At 27.3% G+C, this 22,935-nt stretch carries 15 protein-coding genes and 1 riboswitch; of the genes, 12 read left to right on the top strand and 3 right to left on the bottom strand.

Annotation, left to right across the window (positions count from 1 at the left end; all coding sequences use genetic code 11):
* Positions 1 to 163 precede the first annotated feature (163 nt).
* Positions 164 to 252: riboswitch (glycine riboswitch) on the bottom strand.
* Positions 253 to 680: 428 nt separating this feature from the next.
* Positions 681 to 2,798: a DNA topoisomerase III gene (locus IC174_RS09265; RefSeq protein WP_227437319.1), complete on the top strand. Its 2,118-nt coding sequence runs from the start codon at positions 681 to 683 to the stop codon at positions 2,796 to 2,798.
* A gap of 107 nt (positions 2,799 to 2,905) precedes the next feature.
* Positions 2,906 to 4,159, top strand: a complete 1,254-nt coding sequence (locus tag IC174_RS09260; RefSeq protein ID WP_227482769.1) for a flagellar protein FliS — start codon at positions 2,906 to 2,908, stop codon at positions 4,157 to 4,159.
* Between the two features lie 41 nt (positions 4,160 to 4,200).
* Here the strand turns inward: IC174_RS09260 and ytvI are convergent, their stop codons facing one another.
* Positions 4,201 to 5,262, bottom strand: a complete 1,062-nt coding sequence (gene ytvI, locus IC174_RS09255; protein ID WP_227437315.1) for a sporulation integral membrane protein YtvI — start codon at positions 5,260 to 5,262, stop codon at positions 4,201 to 4,203.
* A 292-nt stretch (positions 5,263 to 5,554) separates the two neighbouring features.
* On the opposite strand from ytvI, the gene IC174_RS09250 reads away from it, so the two are divergent.
* The 4 genes from IC174_RS09250 to IC174_RS09235 all read left to right on the top strand — a co-directional run bounded on the left by IC174_RS09250 (position 5,555) and on the right by IC174_RS09235 (position 11,136).
* Positions 5,555 to 6,295: a tyrosine-protein phosphatase gene (locus IC174_RS09250; protein ID WP_227835379.1), complete on the top strand. Its 741-nt coding sequence runs from the start codon at positions 5,555 to 5,557 to the stop codon at positions 6,293 to 6,295.
* An 11-nt stretch (positions 6,296 to 6,306) separates the two neighbouring features.
* Positions 6,307 to 8,085, top strand: coding sequence for a BglG family transcription antiterminator (locus tag IC174_RS09245; protein ID WP_227482767.1), 1,779 nt, complete (start codon positions 6,307 to 6,309; stop codon positions 8,083 to 8,085).
* A 174-nt stretch (positions 8,086 to 8,259) separates the two neighbouring features.
* Positions 8,260 to 9,177, top strand: coding sequence for a 1-phosphofructokinase (gene pfkB / locus IC174_RS09240; protein WP_227482766.1), 918 nt, complete (start codon positions 8,260 to 8,262; stop codon positions 9,175 to 9,177).
* Between the two features lie 39 nt (positions 9,178 to 9,216).
* On the top strand, positions 9,217 to 11,136 hold the full coding sequence (locus IC174_RS09235) for a PTS fructose transporter subunit IIABC (RefSeq protein WP_227482765.1): 1,920 nt from the start codon (positions 9,217 to 9,219) through the stop codon (positions 11,134 to 11,136).
* A gap of 547 nt (positions 11,137 to 11,683) precedes the next feature.
* Here IC174_RS09235 and IC174_RS09230 read toward each other — a convergent pair.
* The gene (locus tag IC174_RS09230; protein WP_227482764.1) at positions 11,684 to 11,983 is read right to left on the bottom strand and encodes a hypothetical protein; all 300 of its coding nucleotides are present in this window, start codon (positions 11,981 to 11,983) and stop codon (positions 11,684 to 11,686) included.
* A gap of 187 nt (positions 11,984 to 12,170) precedes the next feature.
* Positions 12,171 to 13,565, bottom strand: a complete 1,395-nt coding sequence (locus IC174_RS09225; RefSeq protein WP_227482763.1) for a metallophosphoesterase — start codon at positions 13,563 to 13,565, stop codon at positions 12,171 to 12,173.
* Between the two features lie 343 nt (positions 13,566 to 13,908).
* Here IC174_RS09225 and IC174_RS09220 point away from each other — a divergent pair, with 343 nt between their 5' ends.
* The 6 genes from IC174_RS09220 (at position 13,909) to IC174_RS09195 (ending at position 22,857) form a co-directional block, all read left to right on the top strand.
* A complete protein-coding gene (locus IC174_RS09220; protein WP_227437305.1) occupies positions 13,909 to 15,435 on the top strand; it encodes an FAD-dependent oxidoreductase in 1,527 nt (508 codons plus the stop codon).
* A gap of 32 nt (positions 15,436 to 15,467) precedes the next feature.
* Positions 15,468 to 16,025, top strand: coding sequence for a hypothetical protein (locus IC174_RS09215; RefSeq protein WP_227482762.1), 558 nt, complete (start codon positions 15,468 to 15,470; stop codon positions 16,023 to 16,025).
* A 471-nt stretch (positions 16,026 to 16,496) separates the two neighbouring features.
* On the top strand, positions 16,497 to 17,732 hold the full coding sequence (locus IC174_RS09210; protein ID WP_227482761.1) for a hypothetical protein: 1,236 nt from the start codon (positions 16,497 to 16,499) through the stop codon (positions 17,730 to 17,732).
* Positions 17,733 to 17,842: 110 nt separating this feature from the next.
* Positions 17,843 to 18,985 carry a peptidylprolyl isomerase gene (locus IC174_RS09205; protein WP_227482760.1) on the top strand — a complete coding sequence of 381 codons (1,143 nt, stop codon included), beginning with the start codon at positions 17,843 to 17,845 and terminating at the stop codon, positions 18,983 to 18,985.
* A 450-nt stretch (positions 18,986 to 19,435) separates the two neighbouring features.
* Positions 19,436 to 20,827, top strand: coding sequence for a peptide MFS transporter (locus IC174_RS09200; protein WP_227482759.1), 1,392 nt, complete (start codon positions 19,436 to 19,438; stop codon positions 20,825 to 20,827).
* Positions 20,828 to 21,063: 236 nt separating this feature from the next.
* Complete coding sequence (locus IC174_RS09195) at positions 21,064 to 22,857, top strand: aminopeptidase P family protein (RefSeq protein WP_227437295.1); 1,794 nt, start codon at positions 21,064 to 21,066, stop codon at positions 22,855 to 22,857.
* Positions 22,858 to 22,935 lie beyond the last annotated feature (78 nt).

Below are 22,935 nucleotides of genomic sequence, written 5' to 3'. Positions count from 1 at the left end.
TTTACACAATCAATAGAATTTTTAATGAAGTAATTGACAGGAAATTAGTATAATTTATTAATAATTTCTAGTGTAATAAAAAAAGCTAAATCTAAAATAGATTCAGCTCTGGATATACACTAATTAGCAACCAAAATAAAAGTATTAATAATACTAGTTTTGGTAGATAATCCCTGTCCTTTTGCCTGAGAGATTGAGCACAAATGCCTTGCCCCTTCGGCGCCCATAATGGGTCTCTCCAGAGTTCCGTAAATTTTACAGTCCTACTTTAAAAAAGTACCTGAGAGTGTTACTCCTTCGGTGTGCCATATGGCAACTCTTCTATAAAATCTTAACCGGATATTGATTTGTCATAGCTTATTGTATTAATAATATTAATATAAGGTTTTGTGTTTTGTCAACTAAAAAATTTAAAAACAGGAAAAAAATATAAAAATATAAGTCTAATTACGAATTATAAACTTACAAATTTAAATAATATACGTAAAAATAAATAGGATAGTAGGTGTGTAAATCAAATTAAATATAGGTTTGTGATAAAAAAAGAAGAAAATATTAAATAATTAATTAGAATTGATTTAATTATGGTAATATTATAGTTACAATGTTAAGAAAAAGTATATTTATTTAGCTTTTAAGTGTAGTGTAAGATTGGAGAAAGAGAAAGGAAGTATTTTAAAATGGGAAAAATATTAGTACTAGCAGAAAAACCTTCTGTGGGAAGAGATATAGCAAAAGTTTTGGGTTCAAAAAATGAAAAAAATGGATATATAGAGGGACCAAAGTATATTGTTACCTGGGCACTAGGTCATTTGGTTACACTTGCTGACCCTGAAAGTTATGGAGAAAGATACAAATCATGGAGTTTAGAAGATTTACCAATACTTCCTAAGTATCTAAAGACTGTTGTAATAAAAAAAAGTGGAAAGCAGTTTAATACAGTGAAGGCTCAAATGAACAGAAATGATATAGATGAAATAGTTATAGCAACAGATGCAGGGAGAGAAGGAGAACTTGTAGCAAGATGGATAATAGAGAAATCTCAAGTAAAAAAACCTTTAAAACGTCTTTGGATTTCTTCAAGTACAGATAAAGCAATAAAAGAAGGTTTTGCAAAACTAAAAAGTGGTAAAGAATATGAAAATTTGTACTATTCAGCAATAGCACGAGCAGAAGCCGATTGGATTATTGGAATAAATGCAACTAGAGCTTTAACAACAAAGTATAACGCACAGCTTTCTTGTGGAAGAGTGCAGACTCCTACTCTTGCTATGATATTGAAAAGAGAAGAAGAAATAAGAAATTTTAAACCTAAAGAATATTATGGATTGGAGATAATTGCAACAAAGGGCAACTCAGATATAAAGTTTATTTGGAATGATAAAAATAATAATTCCTCAACTTTTAGTAAAGAAAAGATGGAAGGTGTATCAAAAAAAGTAAAAGATTTAGATGTTAAAATATCTGAAGTAAATAAATCATATAAGAAAAAATATTCACCTGCGCTTTATGATTTAACAGAATTACAAAGAGATGCAAATAAAATGTTTGGATTTTCAGCAAAAGAAACATTATCTATAATGCAAAAACTATATGAACACCATAAGGTACTTACTTATCCTAGAACTGATTCTAGGTATCTAACTTCGGATATTGTTGGGACATTAAAAGATAGAATAAAAGCTGTAAATGTTAGTGATTATTCGAAGGTTTGTAATAAGTTATTAAAAAGTAATATTGTATCTAATAAGTCTTTTGTTGATAATTCAAAAGTAACAGACCATCATGCCATAATACCAACAGAGCAAAAAGTGTTTATGAGTGATTTTACAGATAAAGAAAGAAAAATATATAATCTTGTCGTAAAAAGGTTTTTGGCAGTATTAAGTCCTCCCTTTGAATATGAACAGACAACTATAAGTGCAACTATAGAGGGCGAGACATTTAAAGCCAAAGGCAATAAAGTAATAAATCTAGGTTGGAAAGAAAGCTATAAAGATATGGATGATGAAGATGAATATGAAAGCATTCCAAATGTGTTGGAAAAAGATATTCTTAAAGTTAAAAGCTTGAAGATGACTTCAGGAAGGACAAATCCACCACCATACTTAAATGAGGCTACACTTTTAACATCTATGGAGAAAAGTGGACTTGGTACAGTTGCTACTAGAGCAGATATAATAGAAAAATTATTCAATTCATTTTTGATGGAAAAGAAAAATAAAGATATATATATAACATCAAAAGGAAAACAACTGTTAGATTTAGTTCCTGTGGACTTAAAGACACCAGAACTTACAGCATCGTGGGAAAAGAAATTATTAGATATTTCAAAAGGGAAGCTTAATAAAAATACATTTATAAATGATATGAAGGATTATTCAAAAGCTATTGTATTAGAAGTAAAAAGTAGTGATAGCAAATTTAAACATGATAATTTAACTAAAAATAGATGCCCAGAATGTGGTAAATTTATGCTAGAGGTAAATGGTAAGAAAGGTAAAATGTTAATTTGTGAAGATAGAGAGTGTAATACTAGAAAAACCATATCACAAACAACTAATTCAAGATGCCCTAATTGTCATAAAAAATTAGAACTTCGTGGTGAAGGTGAAGGAAGAATATTTACTTGTAGTTGTGGGTACAGGGAAAAATTATCCTCTTTTAATAAAAGAAAACAAGAGGAAAAAAAGAAAGCATCAAAGAAAGATGTTAATCAATATCTAAAAAATCAAAATAAAAATCAAGAAGTATTTAATAATCCATTTGCAGAAGCCTTAGCTAAGTTGAAAAAATAAATAGTTTTCATGGCAATATTATACACAATCATAACTTTAACTATATATTAGTTATATGTACTGATATAATATAGGGTATAGTTTAGACATGAAAGTAGGGATGTCAAATGAGATTAAATTATATATTTAAATGCTATTGTGACAAATGTAAAGATCTATGGAATAATTCAAGTATCGAATTATGTAAAGAAATAGAAACATATAGTGAAGATTCACAAAAAAAGTGTGAAGGCGAATTAGATAAATTGATAGATAAAGTATCAGTTCACTTAGAAAAGTGTCCAAGTGATGTTGTTCTAAGAAAAATGTGGATAAAAAAAGGTGAAGCTTTTTTGCAAAAAACACTAGAAAAAGAGAATATTTTTAAATTAGAGAAAATGAATGTAGAAGATAGAAAAAAATTCTTAGAAATAACAAAACAATTTATCAGAGATGCTAGAGGATTTGATGATGATTTACCTATAGAAGATATTATGCAGGCCATGAGAAATGTATGGATTTTAAATGCACTGCAATTATTATTTGGAAAAGATGTCTATTATTCAAAAGCAAGTTTTGCATATAGTATGTTATATCCATATACAGACAATTATTTAGATAATACAAAGACAAATGAAATGGATAAAGCCTTATTCAATCGTTGGTTAGAAAAAAGACTCTTAGGAGAAAAAATTAAACCTAATAACTGTCATGAAAGTAAAGTATCTCAGATGATAGATTATATTGAAGAGGTTTATCCTAGAGAAGATTTTAAAGAAATATATGAGTCATTGTTATTAATATTTGAAAGCCAAGTAAAGAGTTTAAAACAGCAGGATAAGGAGACTTATTTGCATAAAGACGAAATATTATCTATTTCTATTGAAAAGGGAGGTTCATCTGTTTTAGTAGATGGATATTTAATAAATGGGCTTATGACAAATGAAGAGGTAAAGTTTTGTATTGGTTATGGATTTTTATTACAAATATCTGATGATTTACAGGATATAAAAGAAGATTTAAAGTGTAATCATAAGACTATTATGACAGAGATGTCAAAAAAGGGTTTATTGGATGAAATTGCAAATAAGTTAATAAACTTTACTATTGAATTAATAGAAAACTTTAAAATTAACAGTAGAAATGAAGCTATAACAGACATGATAAAAAATGATTGTTTAATGTTGATTTTGTTTTCTATAGCTTATAATGCTGAATTTTTTTCTATAGAATATATAAAAAAAATAGAGAGATTTCTTCCATATACGATATCTTATTCATTGGAAATTAAAGAAAAGATGCGAAAAAAATTTAAAAATATTGATTTTTTAAATAATGAAAATGAATATAAAGAAATGATTGATACTATATGTGCAAAGTAGAAAAATAGTGAGATGTATAATACATATCTCACTATTTTAAGTTATTTAAATGCAGTAATAATCCCATTATCATGTAGATTTTTAATGATTGTAGCTGCAATAGGAAAGCCAAATAATCCAGCTATTCCAAATAGTTGAGCACCAACAAACATACACATTAGTGTTATTAAAGGATACAGACCAATTTGTTGTCCTACTACTTTTGGTTCTAATATTTGTCTAACAACAGTTATGATGATGTATAGTATTAAAAGCCCTATTGCCAAATGTATATTTCCATTGATTAATGAAATAATCATCCAAGGAGTTAAGATACTTCCTGTGCCTAATACTGGTAAAATATCGACAAGCGCAACTATGACAGATATAGTAAATGCATTTTCAACTTGTAGGATATTAAGACCAATAAGAAGTTCTACAAATGTTACTGATAGTAGTATGGCATATGCTTTTAACAATTTTAAAATAGCATTGATACTACTATTTTTTATATTGATTATCATTGTCTGACTTTTTTCTGGAAACTGTCTTAAAATAAAGTTCACTATTTTTTGATAGTCAAATGTAAAGAAGAAAGAAGCAATTAAAGTTATAATAAGTTTCAACATAAATGCAGGTGTTTTACTTGCAATACTTGCAATAGCATTAAGTGCATTTGTTGAAATAGAGGCAACTAAAGACATCATAGATTGACTGATATTATCCCAACCAAGTATCAATGCTAGATTAACATTAGGTGTACTAGCATCTATCTTAGAAAATAAGGTGTTTAATGTTGGCTGTATACCTGATTTATATATATCAGGAAGTCTAAAAAATATGTCGCTTATACTTGCAAATATTTTTGCACCAAAACTAACTAATAAAAATATTCCTAATCCATAAAAGGCTAAAAGTACTACCGCAGAAATAAATGTACGGTTTAAGTTTGTATTATCTGTAATAAGTTTTATAATAGGTCTTAAAATAAAGGCAATGATAAAACTAATCACAAAAGGCATTAATAATGGAAATAAGAATTTTAAGACAACATATATAATACTTGCTATTAAAACTACATATGTAAATTTAATTATAAAGCTCTTTTGCTTTTGAATGTCCATAATATAAAACCTCCAATGTATTTGATATTATTCTAAATATGGTCTTATTTGTATAAAATATACTACTGTATATTGATTATAAACTATAAAGCTTCTATGTAGTAAATAAATTATGTAAAATTTAGGTTAATTTTGTATAAAGATATACTTTTGTATTTTAAAATTATTAAGCAAATACGAAAAAATATTTTAAATAAATAGCATAAAATTGTGATAAAATTAATTTATAATGTTTGAGCTAAATATAGTAGATAACTTATCATATGATAGAGAATTTTTAAGAGGTGGTAAGATGAAAAACTTTAGAGATTTAGGTGGAAATAAAACAGAGGATGGTAGAACTGTAAAGTATGGTTTATTTTATAGGTCTGCAAAGTTGTCAAATTTGAGTAGGAATGATATAAAGATTTTAAAAGACTTAAATATCAAATATGTATTTGATTATAGGAGTGATGAAGAGGCACGTAAACATCCATCAACAATAATATCAAATATAAAAAATATAAGAATTCCAGCAATGAGAGAATTAGAAGAATCAGGAGGTCGTTTTGGCTCTATCGAAGATATGATTGAGAGTTTATTTGAAAAAGATGGTGCGTTTAATATGCTAAATAATAGCTACTATAATCTACCTGTAAATAATCCTTCATATAAAAAGCTAGTAGAACTTATAAAAGATTACTCTAATTTGCCAGTACTAAATCATTGTACAGCTGGTAAGGATAGAACTGGTGTAGGAAGTGCTATAATTCTTATGATTTTGGGTGTATCAAGAGAAAATATAATGAAAGATTATCTAAAAAGCAATGAGTTTGCAGATAAGGAAATAGAAAGGTTTATAGAATGTAAGCCTAAATTTAAAGATATTCCAAAAGAAAGATTAAATTATATATTTGGTGTAAATGAAGAATATATGAATACAGCCTTTAGAAGAATTGATGAGGAATACAATAGTGTAGAAGAGTATCTATATGGAGAATTTAATTTAAATAAAGAAGAGATAAAAAAATTGAGAAATCAATATCTAGAGTAAAAGGTGATTTTATGAGTTTAAATATAACAGCTAGACAGATAAATATAATAAAGATACTGTTAAATTCAAAAGATACAATGAGTGGACTTGCCTTAAGCCAAGAAATAGGGTGTTCTTCAAAGACTATACAAAATGAAATAAAGGATATTAACAAACAGCTTAAAAATGGTAAAATTTTATCAATAAGAGGTGTTGGTTATAAGTTAGAGGGAAGCTTTGATGAAGTGAATTTAAATAGTAACCTTTATGATGATGTAGATAGGGTAGAATATATAATCAGAAAAATACTAACTTTAAGCAATGAAGAAAAAAATACTATAAGGCTTGAAGATTTAGCAGATTCTATGTATGTAAGTGTTTCAACAGTAAAAAATGACTTAAAAGAAGTCAAGAGGATATTTGATAAGTATTCAATTTCTGTTAAATCTAAGCATAAACAAGGTATATGTATCTCTGAAAATGAAGATAAGATATTAAATTGTATAATTGATTTAAGTAATAAGAGAGACAACCAACTCAGTCTAAATGATTTTTTAAATGACGATATAAAAGAAAAAAAGTTAATAATAAAAAAAATACTATTAGACGCATTAAATGAAAATGGATTAGTACTAACTGATATAGAATTTAAGAATGTATTAAATAATATATTAGTTATTTTGAGCAGGCATAAGTATGATGAAAGAGAGTTTATAAAGGACTATGTAGAAACTTATAGCAACAAAAGAAGTTCAATATTGGAAAATGAACAGAACAAAGAGATTATAATAAATTCGATAAGAACGTTTTGTAAAAATTTAAAGCTAGCTACGTCAATAGATATAAGCCATGATGATATATTTGAAGAATATTTATATAAGCATATTAGTAGCTTGTGTAAGAAAATAAAGTTAGGCATGAATCAATCGCCTATAATAGCACAAGATATTAAAATAAAGTATCCTTTTGCCTTTGAGTTAGCTAATATAGCTAAAAAAACAATAGAACAAGATTTAAAAATAGAAATCAACGAAGATGAAGTTGCAAATATAGCTCTACATATAGGAGGTGCTATTGAGAGGGCATCCTATAATAATAAAGATAAGGTTTTCAAAGCGATAATAGTTTGTACATCAGGTATAGGTACCTCAATGTTAATAAAAGCTAAATTAGAGAATATATTTAGAGAAAAGCTAGAAATATTAAAGGTTATTCCTTCATATCTAGTTGAATATGTAAAGGTTATAGATGTTGATTTTGTAATATCTACTGTACCTATTGAAATAGGTGATATACCAGTAATAAACATCTCTCCAATGTTGAGTGAAAAGGAAATTAAATTAATTGAAAAATATATAGAAACAGGAAATGTATATTTGGATTTAGATATAAAAAACTTATTTGATAGTGCGTTGTTTTTTACTGACTTAGATTTTAAATATAAAGAAGAAGTTATTGATTTTATGGCAAGTGAACTTGTACAAAAAGGTTATATAGATGATGACATGAAAAACTCTTACTTTGAGAGAGAAAAAATAGCAACAACAGAAATAGGCAACATGGTATCTATACCACATGGAGCTATTGGAAAGGTTTATGATAATAAAATAGCAATTGGAATACTAAAAAAACCAATTGCTTGGGAAATATCAGATGTGCGCTTAATAATAATGTTGGCACTTGATAAAGATAAAATATTAGATTATGAAGTTATATTTTCAAACATATACAAAAGAGTAGACTCCATAGCGAAAGTTATAAGTATATGTGAAAATAGCAATTTTGAAAAATTTGTAAACATGTTTAAATAGATATATATAGAACATAGTGTTGTATATACACATGCAAATTTGGATAATATAAAACTAAATAAGATAAAAACGATAAATTTCTCTTTTAATTAAGAGAAATTTTTTGACTTTCAGGGATATTAATATGGAGTTAAGATATAAACATAAGATAAATAAATAAAAAGAGGTGGCAAAATGATTTATACAGTAACATTAAATCCATCAATAGATTATATAGTTAAATTAGATGAATTAAATACAGGAAATACAAATCGTGTAAATGAAGAATACGTTTATCCAGGAGGAAAAGGTATAAATGTGTCTTGTATACTTAAAGAACTTGGACATGACAATACATCATTAGGTTTTATAAGTGGTTTTACTGGTGAATATATAGTAAAAACATTGGAGGAAAAAAAATTAAAAACAGACTTTATAAAATTGAAAAACGGTTTTTCAAGAATAAATGTAAAAATAAAAGTGTCAGAGGAAACCGAAATTAATGGACAAGGACCCAATATAAGTGATGAATACATCAACCTATTATATAAAAAACTTGATAAATTAAATCAAGATGATATTTTAATATTGGCAGGTAGTATACCATCTACTTTAGATGAAAAATTATATGAAAATATAATGTCTAGACTAGAAGAAAAGAATATAAAAATTGTTGTAGATGCAACAAAAAATCTTCTTCTTAATGTATTAAAATATAAGCCTTTCCTAATTAAACCTAATAATGATGAGCTAGAGGAAATGTTTGGTGTTAAATTAAATTCAAATGAAGATATAGTAAAGTATGCTAAAAAGTTAAAAGAAATGGGAGCTGTAAATGTTTTAGTGTCAATGGGTAAAGATGGTGCATTACTGATTACAGAAGATAATGAAGTATTTATAAGTGATGTACCAAAAGGAACTGTAAAAAATTCTGCAGGAGCAGGAGATTCTATGGTAGCAGGGTTTATATCTGGATATCTAAGTACTGGTGAATATGATTATGCTCTTAAATTAGGTGCAGCTTCAGGAAGTGCAACTGCTTTTTCATATGATTTAGCTGAAAGAAAATATATTGATAAATTAGTAAACGAAATATCTGTTAAAAGATTTTAAAAATAACCTAAAAAATATATAGAGAGGAAATGAGAACTTATGAAAATTATAGATTTATTAGATGAAAAATCAATTAAATTAAATTTAAAGTCAAAAAATAAACCAGAAGTAATAGAAGAACTAGTTGATTTAGTTGAAAATAGTGGTAATTTAAATGATAAAGAAAATTATAAGAAAGCAATTTTAGCCCGTGAAGAGATGAGTACAACAGGAATTGGAGAAGGTGTAGCTATTCCTCATGCTAAGACTACAGCAGTTACTAAAGCTTGTATAGCAGCAGCTGTATCAAAGGAAGGTATAGATTATGAATCTTTTGATGGAAGTTTGTCAAATTTATTTTTTATGATAGCTGCACCAGATGGAGCTAATAATACACATCTTGAAGTATTATCTAGATTATCTACAATACTTATGGATGAAGATTTTAGAAATAAACTTATAAATTCAAATTCAGCAAGAGAATTCAAAGAAATAATAGATAAAAAAGAAAGAGAAAAATTCAGTGAAGAATATCAGGATGAAGAAATTAGTAAAGAGGATGTTTTAAATAATAAAGATAAAAATATTAGTAAGTATCCTCAAGTTTTAGCAGTAACAGCGTGTCCAACAGGAATAGCACATACATTTATGGCAGCTGAAAGTTTAAATAAAATGGCTGAAAGTAAAGGTATCTCTATAAAAGTAGAAACTAATGGTTCAGCAGGTGTTAAGAATAGACTTACAAAAGAAGAGATAGAAAATGCTACATGTATAATAGTAGCAGCAGATAAAAATGTTGAAATGGCCAGATTTAATGGCAAAAAAGTTATAAAAACTAAGGTTGCTGATGGTATACACAAAGCGGAAGAACTTATAGATAAAGCTGTAAATGGAGATGCTCCAATTTATCATGGAGAAGAAGGAAGTCACAACGAATCAAGTGAAGAAAACGAAAGTGGATTTAGAAAAGTCTACAAGCATTTAATGAATGGTGTGTCTAATATGTTGCCATTTGTTATTGGTGGAGGTATACTTATAGCTTTGGCATTCTTACTTGATGATTACTCTATTGACCCTTCACATTTCGGTTCAAATACACCAATAGCAGCATTTTTTAAGGGAATTGGAGATAAAGCATTTGGATTTATGTTACCTGTACTTGCAGGTTATATAGCATATTCTATATCTGATAGACCTGCATTTGTTGTTGGTTTTGTGGGAGGAGCTCTTGCAGGAGATGGTGGTTCAGGTTTTCTAGGAGCATTACTTGCAGGTTTTATAGCAGGATATTTGGTAGAAGGACTTAAGAAAATATTTAATGAATTACCAACTTCATTAGAAGGAATAAAACCAGTATTATTATATCCTTTATTTGGAACTCTTTTGATGGGCGTTATAATGACATTTCTAGTAATACCTCCAGTTACAGCAATTAATAATGCTATGGTTGGATTCCTAAATAGTTTAGGTGGAACTTCAAAAATAGTTTTAGGATTAGTGTTGGGTGGAATGATGGCTGTAGATATGGGTGGACCTGTGAATAAAGCAGCTTATGTATTTGGTGTAGCATCTCTTGAATCAGGGCAATTTGAAATAATGGCAGCAGTAATGGCTGGTGGTATGGTTCCTCCACTTGCTATAGCTCTTGCAACTACATTCTTCAAAAATAGATTTACAAAAGAAGAAAGAGAGTCTGGTAAAGTTAACTATGTAATGGGGTTATCATTTGTAACAGAGGGAGCAATACCTTTTGCAGCTGGAGACCCACTTCATGTTATACCAGCTTGTATTGGAGGTTCAGCAGTAGCAGGAGCACTTAGTATGCTATTTAATGCAGCTCTTCGTGCACCTCATGGAGGAGTATTTGTTATACCAGTAGTTACTCATCCACTTGGATATATAGTGGCTATAATTGTAGGTGCTGTAGTTGGAATGATGCTTTTAGCACTACTTAAAAAACCACTAAATCAAAGCGCATAATAACCAAAGAGTATTTAATAGCTAAAAATAGGTCGTTTTATAAAATTTAATAGATTACTGAATTATCCTAAGATAAGGGTTTATACAAAAAAGTGAGTTAAGTCTAATATACAGAGTTTACTCACTTTTTTTTAATAAATGTATTGTTTGGAAATTTATAGAAATGAAAACCTTTAAGCAAATTGCTAACATAAAGTTTCAGAAGCAGCAAGTTATAAGTATTTGGAAGCTTTTACTTGTGTAATAGTTGTATATTGGATTGTAAATCTTATATTAGGACTTGTTCAAACTAATCTTGAAGATAGACTTAGTAGGGTGTATTAAAATTAATTTAAATGAACTATTTTATCTGGAAATGATAGATAGAGTAGTATTAAAAGGGATAATTTTAGATATATTTAAATGAAATTATTATAAAATAACTGACTGACATTTAACTGACAGTCAGTTTTTATTATTTAAAAAAATTTACTTAAACTATAGGGTATTTCATTGTCAAATTTTTAAATCAGATGAGAATATCTATTTTATAGTTATTTGTAATGCTTTATAGCTTTATAACTAAGTCATAGTATAGCTTTTTACTTGAAAAACTTTCAATTAGCCTTGACTTATATTTTGTGTCTTTTAGGATATAGTTGTTAAGCCAATATACAATAGCATCCCCTCTATAGTTTAATCCAATTCTTACACCTTTTTCGTACTCCCAAAAAGGGTGCTCATCTTCTGTATTGTCAATCCAATTGTAAAAACCATCTCTAATTTTATCTTTTTTTAAATTAATTTCACTGGGAACATATATATAATCAAAATGATAATTTCCACCAAAGCTTATTTTTAGAACCATAATTAAAAGCTCCTTTTTCTTAGTTATACATCATGTTTTATAAATTTTACATTAATAGTATAATACTTTCAACTATTATGTTTTACAATTCAATTGATGTTAAAAAAATAGTAATTATTATAAGAAAAAATTAAAAAATATGTTTATTATGAGATTATAATATTTAAGAAACTGTATAAATAAAACTCTACTCTATATGTTCTAAATTAATATTGTATTTTCTTTCACCTTTTATAACTTTGAATTTATCATTTTTATTAGGATAAATAGTCACAACATTGTTTTTGTACTCTGATTCATCACATTTTATATTAAATGGCATAAGCTCTGATTCTCCATATAGATAAGTAACAGGTTTATTATTCTTCATAACGACAATTTGTAGCATATCTCTATCTTTTGGAGAAGATATATTTCTCCATTTATATCCTACAGCTTTATATATATCGTTTGCTGATGTTCTAGACTTAAAGATAAATATTTTATCCCATTCAGGCGGCATTACTTTTGCCAGTCTTATTTCATTATTGTTTTCACTAGCTTTCATAAGTGAAGAAACAAATTGTCCAAATTTCTCATCTTCTTTATTTTTCTCAAATTTAACTAACTCACTGGATTTGTCAACTACACTCCATTTATCGTTATTTTTTTCTAATTTAAAGTTAATTTTAGAAATACATTCTCCATGCTTTCCTGGTTCAGTAACTATAACCTTTTCTCCCAATGTGTTTTTATAATCGTGTTGTTCAATTTGAACATGATTATGCCCTGCAACTATCGCATCAATACCATCAACTTGTTGAGCTAAATCTTGTATTCTATTGCCTGGATTTTTAGGATTTTTAGGTCTTTCACCTGTGTGCGCAACAGCTACTATTATATCTGGACTTTCTTTTTCCATGATTTTTACCCATTTTTTAGCATCTTCTACTAAATCATTCATATATAGTTCACCACTATAACCTTCTTGGTCTTTTAGTTCTAAAGATTTAGAATCTACAAGTTCTCCATTTTCATTTAGTTGTTTTCCTTCACCAACTTCTTTTATAGTAAGTCCTAGAATTCCTAGTTTTACATTTCCTTCTGGTGTATCAATATTTTTTATTATGTATGGTTTTGTATAGCTATCCCCATTTTTCTTATAAGTATTAGCTGATAATACATCTATTTTTTGTTTTTCAAAATCAGATATCATATTGTCTAAATGAAATTTATTAAGAGATATAAATTCATGATTACCAAGAACTACAGCATCATAACCGACTTCTTTCATGTCCTTTGAAATAGGAGTTTCAATATAGCTTTCAGTTTTGTTGTTGTTATCTTTAAGCATAGCATTAGAATAATCATCCATACTACTTCCTAAAGCTACTCCACGGTCAAAGAAGTCTCCAGCATCTACTAAAGTTATATTTTTATCTTTTTCTCTTTGTTCCCTTACATAAGAAGTTAACTCATAAGGGATGTTACCATGTAAATCGGTAGTGGCTAGTACATTTATTTCTGTTGTATGTTTTGAAGTACACCCAGACATTAGCAATATAAATAAACAAGTAATGCCTATAATTATTTTGTTTTTCATAAAACCTCCATTTTACTTTTTCTGAATATTTGTTTTAGTGTCATTAACTACATAATCCCTCTGTAATATCAATAGTAATATATTACTATACAAAAATCAACTATATATTTCATAGACATATAAATTGATAGAGATAAAAATAAAGTTCATTAAATAAAAATCAATTAAAAGTAATCTCAAAAGAATTTTAAAGCATGCTATAAGATTGGTTAACTATAGTATCTTTGAGAAAATGATAAACAAATAATATATAGTCTTGCATTTATTTTTTTATATTATTTATAATAAATAAACCCTATGATGGAAAAACTATTCTTATTTAACATGTAAAGGAGTATTTAAAATGAATGAATCGTATTGGATTTTAAATTCAAGTCCCAAAGAATATGAAAAATTAGGCGAGAATATAAAAGTAGAATGTCTAGTCGTAGGAGGAGGAATAACTGGTTTAACAACTGCATATCTATTAGCAAAAGAAGGTAAAAAAGTAGCACTTGTTGAAGCTGATAAAGTAGGATATGGAACTTCAGGCAGAAATACTGGTAAAGTAACTTGTCAACATGATATAGTATATTCTAAAATAGAGAAAAAATATGGATTAGATAAAGCTAAATCATATTATAATGCAAATAATGAAGCTTTAAAATTGATTGAGAAAATAATCAGTGAAAATAATATAAAATGTGATTTTCAAAGGATTCCATCTTTTGTCTTTACAGAAAAGGAAGAATCTATAAAGGATATTAAAGATGAATACCGTACATGTAAAAAAATAGGCATAGATTGCGAATATTATGAAACTATAAATGATATTCCATTAGATGTAAAAGGAGCTATTCATTTTTCTAATCAAGGTCAATTTAATCCAAAACAATATGTTGATGGTTTGGCAGAAGTAGCAGTAAATTTAGGGCTAAAAATATATGAAAACACGCCGATAGTAGACCTAGAAAAAGGAGCTATATGTAGAGTTAAGACTGGAGATAATAATATAATAGAAGCTGAAAATGTTATAATCTCATCTCACAGTCCATGGTATGATGGGTTGAATTTTTATTTTGCAAAGGAATATGCTGAACGTGCCTATTTAATGGTTGCAGTCCTACAAAATGAATTGCCAGAGGGTATATTTATAAGTATAGATGACCCATCAATAACTTTTAGACAATGTAATGATGAAAATAATAACCTATTAATCTTTGGAGGAGGAGACCACAAAGTTGGTCAAGGTGGAACTGAAGAAGAAATATTTGATGATTTAGAGCATTATGGTAAAGAAGTATTTAAGATAAAAGACTTTAAATGTAAATGGTCTGCTCAAGACAATATGAGTTTTGACAATGTTCCTTATATAGGTTATATCAATAAAAGGGAGAATAATATTTATGTAGCTACAGGATTTTCTAAATGGGGAATGACTAATGGAACTGCTGCAGGAATAATAATAAAAGATTTAATAATAAATAAAACTTCTGACTATAAGGACACTTTCAATCCATCGAGATTAGGTAGTTATTTTTCAATGGATTTTATAAAGGAAAATGCAAATGTAGCGATGAATTATGTAACTGGAAAATTAAAAATAGGTAGTGGAGATATGCCTAAAAGTAGTGGTGAAGGAAAGATTGTTAATATAGATGGAAAAAGATATGGTGTTTATAAAGATGATAGAGGAGATTTTTATATTGTAGATACTACATGTACTCATTTAGGATGTGAACTTAATTTTAATAGTGAAGAAAAAACATGGGATTGTCCATGCCATGGTTCAAGATTTGACTATAAAGGAAACATACTTGAAGGCCCAGCACTTAAGCCATTAAAACTTTATGGTTATGGTGATAATGATGTTAATCCTAAGTTATTATAGAATATAGAATGTTTTGGAAAGGTAAATTATTTATGAATAAACTTTTAAAGCCAATAACCATTTTACTTTATATAGTATATGTTTTATGTGCCATATTTTTTGCTACAAATAGAGCTTTTGGAAATGTAGGTTTAGTAGCAATCAGTTTAATTGGTACTTTTATATTAAGTATTTTAAATAGGCAAAATAAAAGACTTTTGAGCAATGAATTATATATTGTGCTTGTATTATTTATAATGTTTGCATCATTATTAGGTACTTGTTTTAATTTTTATGGCATAAATTATTATGATGATTTTTTACATTTATGGTCGGGTATAATATCATGTATTGTAGCATTTTCTACAATTAAATATTTTTATATACAAAAAGATATAAGTAAGATGAGTAAAATATTTTTAGTTATATTTGTATTTATGTTTAGTATGGGAGTGGCTAGTTTGTGGGAAATAGGTGAATTTCTAACGGATACTTTTATTGGGACTACTACACAAGCTGGAGGACTAGAAGATACTATGATTGATATGGTAGATGCTTTAGTAGGTACAATTATAACCATTCCTTTTATAATAAAAAAATCAAATGCATAGTTTAAAGTTGATTGCAATGGATTTAATTAGTCATATGAAGTTTTAAGAACTTATGTGATAAATTAAATCCATTCTTTATTGTATGTAAAGCTTACGTTTCACATTTTTTATAAATTTTACTCCATAAATAGAAAGTATTGTATCTTATTTTACTGGCCATAGTTTACAACATCTAGTATTATCACACTTGTGTTAGTGTATTGTTGTTATTTGGTAAAATATATTATAAATTGTATCTTAAATAGTATTAAAAAGTAAAAAATTTAAAAAGATAATATTTTATAAAAACATGATATAATTACTATGAAATAAAGGCTATGTTTTTGGCTGATAAGAAAGTTTTAAAAAAGTTTTATGGTTACAGATGTTGATGAATTTTTGACAAGTAATTAAAAATTAAGGAATTGCTAAAAATAGTAATATTTTATGTGATAATATAAAGAGTAGATAAAGTATTAGGAGGAACATTGAGTGTTAAAAAAGTGGTTTGGTATTATGAAAAAGAGACAAAAAGTTGAGGCAGCAAAAGAAGAAGGTGAAATAATATTAAAAAATGAAAAAATTTTGTATGAAGAAAATTTAATTGATAAAGAAAAAAAGGTATTATGTTGTAAAGAGGAAGTTGTAAGTGAAGAAAATGAGTCTTTAAACCAAGAAGAATATTTGTCTAATAAAGAAGATAAAGTGTTACGCAAAGAAGAAGTGGTATGTGATAAAAAAAATAAAGTCTTATATGAAGAAGAATTGATAATCAACAATGATAAAGAAGAATTAATAGTTAATAATGATGATACAACTTTAAATAAAGTAGAATTAATAATTGATGATATAGAAATAATAGAAAAAAGTATAAATAGCGAAGAAACACTAATTAATAAAAATACTATAGAATTAGATAAAAAAGAAGTATTTATTGCTGATGAATCTATCAACTTAAATAAAGAAGAAATACCACTTGAAAGTAAAAAAACAGATTCTAAAAAATTTGAAGAAATTGACCGAAGTGAAAATAATATTTTAGTAACAAACACTACTGAAGTTGAAGAAAAACAAGTAATTGGTATAAATGAATATTTAACAGAAGAAGATTTAAATTACATAAAAGAAATAAAAATAAAACGAGGAAGAAGTATAAAAGCAATAAACTTATATACCAAAGAAGAGAAGACTTTTGATACTCATATTCAATGTAGCAAAAATCTTAAGGTACCACTTGGCTACATAAGAGAAAATTTAAAATATGGATATATGGATTACTTTGGAGAAGCTATAAATTATTTAAGTAAAGTGTTAAATGTAGAAGAATACTGTAAAAATGAGTGGAGCTATCTAGAAAATAGTAAATCTCCATCTGAGATATTTAATATTCTTAATGACAAAATATTTAGTACAAGACTTTCTGATAAAAAGAGAAATGAAATTTTAACTAATGATAAGATTGAAACAATAAAAATGAATTATAAGTTTGAGTGTATTGATGAAGAATATGATGAATATTTTAAAAAATATAAGTCTATAATCAAAAGAGGTGGAAAGAAAAAGATTGAATTAGTAAATAAAAAAGGCGAAGTATTAGAGATATTTAAGTCTTTAGAAGAATGTTCTATTTATTTGCAAAAAGAAAAAAATGAAGTTATACAAATGTTAAAGTATGGAGATACAAAAATAGGAAGAAATTTCATAAGATATAGTTTAAGAAATATTTAATTTCATTTTAAATTCATGAGAGTTTCATTTATGATTCACACATTTAATATTATTTTAATGTAAAATAATAAAAGTGAAGTATTGTACAATTAAATTTAAGGAGGATATTAATGTCTGAAGAAAAAAATTCAAAAGATAATACATTGAATGAAATTAAAAATTCAGAAAATGTAAGTTCTAAACAAGATGATGTGTCAGGTGAAAAAAATACTGATAACAAAATCAAAAAAAGAGAAATAAAATTAAGTAGTAAAAAGCTTAAAGCAATTGTAGCAATTGTAGCAGTAGGGGCAATTTGCTTGGGTGGAGGCTATGTCTCTGGAAAAGAAGCTGGAAGAAAATTACCAGCCACTTCAAAGCGTTATAATAGTAATGAAGTAGTAGCTACTATTGGGGATAAAAAAATTACAGGGGAAATGTTAAGAAAAAGAATGGAGCCATTATTTTATTTAAATGCAAAAAATACTATGAGTGATGATGAAATACGTTCATATGAATCAAATATGATTGAGACTATGATTACATCAGATATATTATCTTCAGAAGCAGCAAAAGAAAAGATAAGCATAACTAATGACGAATTAAATTCTCAATATGATAATCTAATGTCTAGCATAGAATCTGCGATGGGAATGACAAAAGAAGAGTTTCTAAAGCAATTTGACTTGACTGAGAAATATATAAAAGACGATATGAAAAAAGAACTAATAGCATCAAAATACTTAAATGAAGCATCAAAAGTAACAGATAAAGATGCACAAAGTTATTATGACAAAAACAAGAGCAATTATTTACAAGTTAGAGCTTCACATATTTTAATAAAAACTGTTGATGATAAAGGTAAACAAGTCAGTGATAGTAAAAAAGCTGAACTTAAAAAACAAGCAGAAGAAATACTTAAAAAAGCTGAAGCTGGAGAAGATTTTGCTACTCTAGCTAAAAAGTATTCTGAAGATAGTAGTGCAGAATCAGGTGGAGATTTAGGATTTTTTGGAAAAGGTCAAATGGTAGAATCTTTTGAAAAAGCTGCATTTGCTTTGAAAAAAGGAGAAATATCTAGTAAGCTTGTAGAAAGTGATTATGGATACCATATAATTAAGAAAACAGATGAAAAATATCAACCATTTGAAGAAGTAAAATCAGATTTAGTAAGTACTTTAACATCAGAAAAGCAAAACTTACTTATAAATGATTTAAAGGAAAAATACAATGTAAAAATTACAGATAAATATCAAATGAAAGCAAAGCAATAGATTAAATCAATTTATTAAAAGAAGAAAATATTAATATATATATCTAAAAGCTGTTTTTGTTCTTAAATAGAGAACTTAAACAGCTTTTATTATTTTATCATAAAATTAATTCGCCTAAAAATGAAATTATAAAAAAATAACATGCATAAATTAACAATGAAAACGTATTTTGAATTTAAATTATTTCATTGAAAATCTATATAAAAAATAAATAAAAAAATTTAAAAGCTAAAAAAATACTATTCAAATATATATACTAAAGTTATTCTTTAAAAATACTTAAAAAAGAATATTTTTCATAATTTTAAAAATAATAATAAAAAAATGAAAATATTAACAATAATCTATTGAGTAATATAAAAAAAAATGCTATTATAAGTATGTGTTAAAATGATTAAGCTAATCTTAGTACTGAATTTAACTATAAAAATAATAAGGGGGCGTTTTTTTATGTCAAATACTGAAAGCGTATCTAAAAAAGCTAGTCATCCGAAGAGTTTTTGGCTTGTTTGTATGACAATTTTATGGGAAAGATTTAGTTATTATGGATTAACAGCTTTGTTGGTATTATTTTTTACAGCGAGTGTAACTCAAGGTGGACTAGGACTTTCTACTCAAGAAGCAACTTCAATGTTTGGTTTGTTTACAGGTCTTATATATCTTACACCATTAATTGGTGGCTGGTTGGCAGATAAAGTTTTAGGTCAACAAAAATGTATATCTATAGGTGCACTTTTAATAGCAATAGGTGACTTTGTTTTGTTTGCATCATCTACATCTATTAATATGGTTTGGGTAGGTCTATCAATAATCATTTTAGGAAATGGTTTTTTTAAATCAAGTTGTTCCAATATAGTTGGTGATATATATCCTAAAACCGAGGTATCAAGAAAAGACGCAGCATATAGTTTATTCTATATGGCAGTAAATGTAGGTGCATTCATAGCTCCAATCATATGTGGACTGCTTTCTGATAATGTATTTGCAGTAAGAGGAGTAAACGGAGATATAGTGTCTTATGGATATAAGATGTCATTCTTAGTTTGTGGTATAGGTATGATGCTTGGTATGATTATATTTACACTTCTTGCGCCAAAACTATTAAAAGAAGTTGGAAAACATCCAGTTACTAAGGGAAATAAAGGTGAAAAAATTGAGTATGGACCACTTACTAAATTAGAGAAAAATAGAATCATAGCAATGGTTGTATTATTCTTATTTGTAGTTTTATTTTGGACAGCATACTATCAAACACAAAGTTCATTTATGATTTATGTAAGAGACAATGTAAATAGAACTCTATTTGGATTTGAAATGCCAGTGGCATGGCTTACATCATTAAATGCTATATTATGTGTAGCGTTATGCCCTGTATTAGCTGCTTTGTGGGTTAAATTATCTAACACTAAAAGAGGCGACTTTTCTATTCCAGTTAAAATGGGATTAGGAATCATAATAATGGGTCTTGGTTTTATAGTTATGGTATTGGCCACATTAGCCAATGGTTCAGATGGGACAATAAAGGCTAGCATACTTTTTATAGTAGTAACCTATATATTTACAACTGTAGGGGAGTTATTTTTGTCTCCTATAGGTCTTGCAATGTTTAATAAATTAGCTCCAGCTAAATATGCTACATTATCTATGGGTGCATGGTATCTGACAAGTTTTTTTGCTAGTTTGTTATCAGGAAAAATTGCTGGATTTACAGCTACATTAGGTTTTTTGCAAATCTTTGGAGGAATAGCAGGAGTCTTAATAATCTTTGGTTTAATATTACTTGGATTAAGAAATATATTGACAAAATTAATGGCAATGGATTTGTTAACAGAAACAAAATAATCCACACTTAATTAGTGAAAATAAAGGAAATTACATTTGAATATAAAATCAAACGTAATTTCCTCTTTAATTATGAAAAAAAGCTTTACATAGATAGATATTGTAATTAAAATTATAATTGTGATAATTAGAGTGTATAAGATTTATATAAATTATATAAAAGGAAAATTTATGTAATAAACTTTACATACTTATATATTTAGTTATTCAAACTATTATTTTGAGGAGGTCTTGTTGTGAATATAAAAGACAGAGTAAATGAATTAAGAAGACTTATGGAAGAAAAAAATATTGATGCTTATATGATTCCGTCTTCTGACAATCATCAAAGTGAATATGTAGGAGATTACTTCAAATCAAGAGAATTTATATCAGGATTCAATGGTTCAGCTGGAACAGTTATTGTGACTAAAGATGAAGCTGGATTATGGACAGATGGAAGATACTTTATACAAGCAGAATCTCAATTGGAAGGAAGTACAATAAAATTATTTAAAATGGGACAAGAAGGTTGCCCAACTACTGATGAATATTTATATACAAATATTCCAGAAGGTGGAACTTTAGGTTTTGATGGTAAAGTTATATGTGCTAAAGAAGGAGCTACATTAGCTGAAAAATTATCTAAAAAAGGTATAAAAGTAGAATACCAATATGATTTAATAGATAGCATATGGTCAGATAGACCAGCTTTATCAGATAGTAAAGCATTTTTATTAGATGTTAAATACTGTGGAGAAAGTTTTAGTTCAAAGTTAGCTAGATTGAGAGAAAAAATGAGTGAAAAAGGTACTTCTACTCATGTAATAACAACTCTTGATGACATAGCATGGTTATTTAATATAAGAGGTGGAGATGTTAAATACAATCCAGTTGTACTTTCTTATGCAGTGATAACTTTAAAAGAAGTTTATTTATTTGTTGATGAAAGTAAATTAAATGAAGAGATATTAAATGAATTGGCTAAAGAAAATGTAAAAATAAAACCATATAATGATGTATATGATTTTGTAAAACATATAGATAAAGATGAAAAAGTTTTAGTTGATGGAACTAAGATTAACTATGCAATTTACAATAATATACCTTGTGGAGTTGAAAAAGTTGATGAGTTTAATCCAGTAATGTTCTTTAAGGCCCAAAAAAATGAGGTAGAATTAGAGAACATAAGAAATTCACATGTTAAAGATGGTGTAGCTTTCACTAAATTTATGTACTGGTTAAAGAATAATGTAGGTAAGATAGAAATAACTGAAATAAGTGCTACTGAAAAATTAGAGGGACTAAGAAGAGAACAAGAAGGATTCTTTGAACCAAGTTTCAATACAATTGCTGCATATAAAGAGCATGCTGCTATGATGCACTATAGTGCAACTCCAGAATCAAACTATAAGTTGGAAGCTGAAGGTTTATTCTTAGTAGATTCAGGTGGACAATATTATGATGGAACTACTGATATAACTAGAACTACAGTATTAGGACCTATAAGTGATGAATTAAAATTACATTTCACTTCTGTAGCAAGAGGTATGATAAATCTTTCTAAGGTTAAATTCTTACATGGTTGTAGAGGATACAACCTAGATATATTATCTAGAAGTTGTATGTGGAATATGGGAATAGATTATCAATGTGGAACTGGACATGGTATAGGATTTGTATTAAATGTTCATGAAGCTCCAAATGGATTTAGATGGAGAGTAGTTCCTGAAAGATTTGATAGTGCAGTTCTTGAAGAAGGAATGGTAACTACTAATGAACCAGGTATATATATAGAAGGTTCTCATGGTATAAGAACAGAAAATGAAATAGTAGTTAGAAAAGCTGAAAAGAATTTTTATGGTCAATTTATGGAATTTGAAGTTGTTACATTAGCTCCTATTGATTTAGATGGTATAGTTCCAGAATTAATGAATCAAGATGAAAAAGATTATTTAAACTGGTATCATAAATTAGTTTATGATAAGATATCTCCTTTCCTAACTGGTGAAGAAAGAGAATGGTTAAAAGTTTATACTAGAGCTATATAGTTTTGTAATTGAATACTATAAATAAATCGAGGCATTTTAATGCCTCGATTTTTGATATATTATCTATTAAACTTAAAC

Origin of the sequence: Clostridioides sp. ES-S-0001-03, from assembly GCF_020676075.1 — a bacterium.
Classification (GTDB): domain Bacteria; phylum Bacillota; class Clostridia; order Peptostreptococcales; family Peptostreptococcaceae; genus Clostridioides.
The sequence above is the reverse complement of the archived record's forward strand: the minus strand, read 5'-3'. Positions and strand labels throughout refer to the sequence as shown.

Bases quoted from the DNA above. Each gene is read 5' to 3' on its own strand.
- IC174_RS09265 (WP_227437319.1), top strand. From the start codon at position 681: ATGGGAAAAATATTAGTACTAGCAGAAAAACCTTCTGTGGGAAGAGAT.
- IC174_RS09260 (WP_227482769.1), top strand. From the start codon at position 2,906: ATGAGATTAAATTATATATTTAAATGCTATTGTGACAAATGTAAAGAT.
- ytvI (WP_227437315.1), bottom strand. From the start codon at position 5,262: ATGGACATTCAAAAGCAAAAGAGCTTTATAATTAAATTTACATATGTA.
- IC174_RS09250 (WP_227835379.1), top strand. From the start codon at position 5,555: ATGAAAAACTTTAGAGATTTAGGTGGAAATAAAACAGAGGATGGTAGA.
- IC174_RS09245 (WP_227482767.1), top strand. From the start codon at position 6,307: ATGAGTTTAAATATAACAGCTAGACAGATAAATATAATAAAGATACTG.
- pfkB (WP_227482766.1), top strand. From the start codon at position 8,260: ATGATTTATACAGTAACATTAAATCCATCAATAGATTATATAGTTAAA.
- IC174_RS09235 (WP_227482765.1), top strand. From the start codon at position 9,217: ATGAAAATTATAGATTTATTAGATGAAAAATCAATTAAATTAAATTTA.
- IC174_RS09230 (WP_227482764.1), bottom strand. From the start codon at position 11,983: ATGGTTCTAAAAATAAGCTTTGGTGGAAATTATCATTTTGATTATATA.
- IC174_RS09225 (WP_227482763.1), bottom strand. From the start codon at position 13,565: ATGAAAAACAAAATAATTATAGGCATTACTTGTTTATTTATATTGCTA.
- IC174_RS09220 (WP_227437305.1), top strand. From the start codon at position 13,909: ATGAATGAATCGTATTGGATTTTAAATTCAAGTCCCAAAGAATATGAA.
- IC174_RS09215 (WP_227482762.1), top strand. From the start codon at position 15,468: ATGAATAAACTTTTAAAGCCAATAACCATTTTACTTTATATAGTATAT.
- IC174_RS09205 (WP_227482760.1), top strand. From the start codon at position 17,843: ATGTCTGAAGAAAAAAATTCAAAAGATAATACATTGAATGAAATTAAA.
- IC174_RS09200 (WP_227482759.1), top strand. From the start codon at position 19,436: ATGTCAAATACTGAAAGCGTATCTAAAAAAGCTAGTCATCCGAAGAGT.